The sequence below is a fragment of the Bradyrhizobium sp. MI1.10 genome (assembly GCF_055811035.1).
The window spans coordinates 1-237 of record NZ_JBVVPN010000194.1 but is presented as its reverse complement, the minus strand read 5'-3'; the positions used below and the strand labels follow the sequence as shown (position 1 = coordinate 237).

General features: G+C 62.9%; 1 pseudogene. It reads right to left on the bottom strand.

Annotated features, from left to right (window positions below):
- Nucleotides 1-237, bottom strand: a pseudogene (locus AC0L3K_RS40865) (IS3 family transposase); the annotation flags it as partial.

The window sequence follows — 237 nt, the reverse complement described above, 5'->3', positions numbered from 1 at the left end:
CGGCCTTGTCGCTGATCGTGGTCTTAACCGGTTTGCCGCGGATAACCCCCTGCAAACCCATGTCCTGCATCAATCGCGACACCGTGCAACGAGCAACATCGAAGCCTTCTCACTTGAGCTGCCGCCACACCTTGCGCGCGCCGTAGACGGAGAAGTTCTCATCGAAGACGCGCCGAACCTCGATCTTCAGCGCGGCGTCCTGCCTGGCTCGCGCCGACAGCTTGGCGGGATCGCGCC